A 2990-nucleotide genomic window follows, 5' to 3' on the forward strand; every position below is an offset into this window, starting at 1 on the left:
CTACGATGAGTACGCTATTCAAGCCTTCAAGGTAAAAAGTATTGACTACCTACTGAAGCCGATTAAATTTGAGGAGCTGCAAAAAGCCATTGTTAAGTACCAGCAACTTAAGAGTGAGTTTTCGGAAGAAGAAAATGCTAGTAAAATTGAGCGGTTACTAGATAATATTCAGCACAGTGGTCGCCGCCACAAAAAACGCTTTTTGGTAAAGAAGGGCGAGCAACTGGTGCCGATCGCTGACGATGAAATTGCCTACTTCTATACCGAAAATGAGCTAGTTTACCTGTTTACGCACGAAGGCAGAAAGTACGTAGTAGACTATACCCTGGAGCAACTAGATGAACTAGTGGATACCGAAAAGTTCTTCCGTATCAACCGGCAGTACCTAGTGCATCTGGAAGCTATTCAACGGATTCATACCTACTTCAACAGCCGCCTCAAACTCAACCTCCAACCTGACCCTACCGACGAAGTGATCGTTAGTAAAGGGAAAGCGAAGGGATTTAAGCAGTGGTTAGAGGGGTAGGGTTTGGACCGAGAGCTAACTATTGTTAAATTCATTCGTAAAAGAAAGCATGGAAGAAACAGCAGAAATCAGCTTTCATAACCTATTAAAAAAATACAATTTCTCGGAAGAGGATGCCAGTAAATTCGTCGCGCTACAAAAGCAAATGCAGTCTGAGAGCTTAGCTTCTAAAGTCGATGTGTCGGACCTAAAAACTGCGCTAAAAGCAGATATTGCTGATCTAAAAAGCTCAACAGACATCAGCATCGCTGATCTAAAGAACTCAACCGATGTTAACATTGCTAATGTAAAGAGTGCATTAACCTGGCGGATGTTTTTATTTTAGCTTACCCAGATTGGTGTCTTTATAGCTTTTGCGTACAGAATATTTCCAGGGGTGTGACAATACTATTCCAAAGAACATAAAGTGATGCGCTATTTTCCAACCTTTTCCGCGTATTATTAGTCTACCTGGAAATGACTAATGATTGATGAAGTGTTTTGCATTACTGATTTTGTGCTTGATTAGTGGCTTTAGTCAAGCACAGGAATATAAACGATTTGCTTTCGGACTGAAAGCGGGTGCCGGTTGGGGAGGCTGGTCAAAGTATCCTAGCTACTTTAATTTCAATTATAGTCCATACCTAGGAAGGGAGATTGGTCCTCAGTTTGTTTCAGCTTATGCCTTTGGAATAAGTAGTAAGTACCGCTTACCAGCCCGTATTAGCGTTAATCTTGATTTGCTGTATTTGTCTGGAGGAAGCCGTTTGATAGATCATAATCGCGGTACCAATGCCTTCGGTTTGCCTGTTAAAAGTATTAATGAGCAAACCTCGCGGGTCAATACATTACGAACTCCACTGTATCTTTCGTGGGATGTTACTAAATGGCAAGCTCGACCTATTATCAGTATGGGGGCTTCGTACAACCGGATTGTGGGCGGGCATCGGAACGTATACTCTTATTTATCTACTACCGGAGAAACGCAAGACGAAACTCAACTACTGCTACTAGATATTCCCAGCAATCGCGATCTTGTACACGACTTATCGTTTTATGCTGCTGTTGGGCTTAATATAAAGGACCGGTTGCTTTTAGAGGCGAACTTATGGTTGGGCCCGCTTCGGAGTTACTACTTTGCAAATATAAGAAACATCCCTATTTCCCCTGATTCTAACATTATCATAGACTACTATCCTCCTATTGAAAGAACCTATCACAATAGAGCTATTTTGGTAACGCTAACCTACCTATTCATAGGTAAGTGATACCTTGAAGAAGAATTAAACCAATAATTACTCTACTCAATATTCGTATACACTGCCTGTACATCGTCGTCGTCTTCCAATTTATCGAGCATCTTTTCAATCTCTTCCAGTTGCTCTTCACTAAATTCTACTGGGGTGGTGGGGAAACGCTGCAACGTAGATTTTTCTACTTCAATCCCCTGTTCTTCCAGTGCCTGCGAGAGCGAGCCAAAATTAGTATAGTCGCCGTAGATATAAATTTTATCGTCGTTTTCTTCAATCTCCTCCAGTCCGGCATCAATCAGCTCCAGTTCCAATTCTTCCGGGTCAAAATCATCGGGTGGCACAAATTCAAATACAGCCTTGTGATCAAACATATAATCTAGCGAGCCGGTCGGCACCAGTGAACCATCGGCTTTGTTGAAGTAAGATTTCACATTGGCCACGGTGCGGGTAGAATTATCAGTAGCGCACTCTACCACCACCAGCACTCCGTGCGGGCCTTTTCCTTCGTACAGCACCTCTACATAGTCGTCGCCATCTTTGCCATCGGCTCGCTTAATGGCTGCCTCAATGTTATCCTTAGGCATGTTCTGCGTCTTGGCATTTTGGATAGCCGTGCGCAGTTTAGCGTTCATGTCGGGGTCGGTGCCGCCTTCCTTGGCAGCAATGGTGATACTTCGGGCCAGCTTGGGAAAGATCTTAGACATCTTATCCCATCGTTTTTCTTTAGCGGCTCGGCGGTACTCAAAGGCTCTTCCCATAGTTGTTTCGTTTTCTTCTAATCAACAAAATTAAAAAGCCCGTTTATAAATTGCAGGAGTAAAGCAAAAAAAATCATTTATATCTCTATTTTAACTCTTCTTACAAAACAACCTAACTACTACCATGAATATTACCAGCGTATTTCTTTCTGTACTTTCCTTTCTTTGGCTAAACTGCCATGTCGCTCCGGCTCAAACTACAGAAAAGCAAAAGCCCAATATCATTATCATTTACGCCGACGATCTAGGTTACGGCGATCTGAGCAGCTACGGCGGAGATATTCCTACCCCAAACATTGATCGTATTGGCCAGGCCGGCATTCGCTTTACGGATTTTTACGTCTCAGCCCCGGTTTGCACCCCCTCTCGCTACAGCCTCCTGACGGGCAGTTACCCCCAGCGGTCGCTGCACGATCTGGATAAGGTGATTATGCCCGGTGACAAAAATCACTTTGATGAAGAGGAAGTAACGCT

The 2990-nt window shown here is 43.3% G+C and carries 5 protein-coding genes; 4 read left to right on the top strand and 1 reads right to left on the bottom strand.

What is annotated here, in order from left to right; genetic code table 11:
* From WBA23_RS15505 to WBA23_RS15515, 3 genes are all read left to right on the top strand, one after another.
* The coding region (locus tag WBA23_RS15505; RefSeq protein WP_424583194.1) for a LytR/AlgR family response regulator transcription factor at nt 1–526 on the top strand (526 nt) is incomplete at its 5' end.
* A gap of 49 nt (nt 527–575) precedes the next feature.
* Nucleotides 576–851, top strand: a complete 276-nt coding sequence (locus tag WBA23_RS15510) for a hypothetical protein (RefSeq protein ID WP_424583195.1) — start codon at nt 576–578, stop codon at nt 849–851.
* Nucleotides 852–996: 145 nt separating this feature from the next.
* Nucleotides 997–1773 (top strand): hypothetical protein, encoded by a 777-nt coding sequence (locus tag WBA23_RS15515; protein WP_424583196.1) that lies wholly within the window; start codon nt 997–999, stop codon nt 1771–1773.
* Between the two features lie 32 nt (nt 1774–1805).
* Here the strand turns inward: WBA23_RS15515 and WBA23_RS15520 are convergent, their stop codons facing one another.
* On the bottom strand, nt 1806–2516 hold the full coding sequence (locus WBA23_RS15520; RefSeq protein ID WP_424583197.1) for a YebC/PmpR family DNA-binding transcriptional regulator: 711 nt from the start codon (nt 2514–2516) through the stop codon (nt 1806–1808).
* Between the two features lie 124 nt (nt 2517–2640).
* On the opposite strand from WBA23_RS15520, the gene WBA23_RS15525 reads away from it, so the two are divergent.
* Nucleotides 2641–2990: sulfatase-like hydrolase/transferase (locus tag WBA23_RS15525; protein WP_424583198.1), on the top strand; the 350-nt coding region annotated here is incomplete at its 3' end.

This window comes from Tunicatimonas sp., assembly GCF_049647865.1.
In the GTDB taxonomy this organism is placed as follows: Bacteria; Bacteroidota; Bacteroidia; order Cytophagales; family Cyclobacteriaceae; genus Tunicatimonas.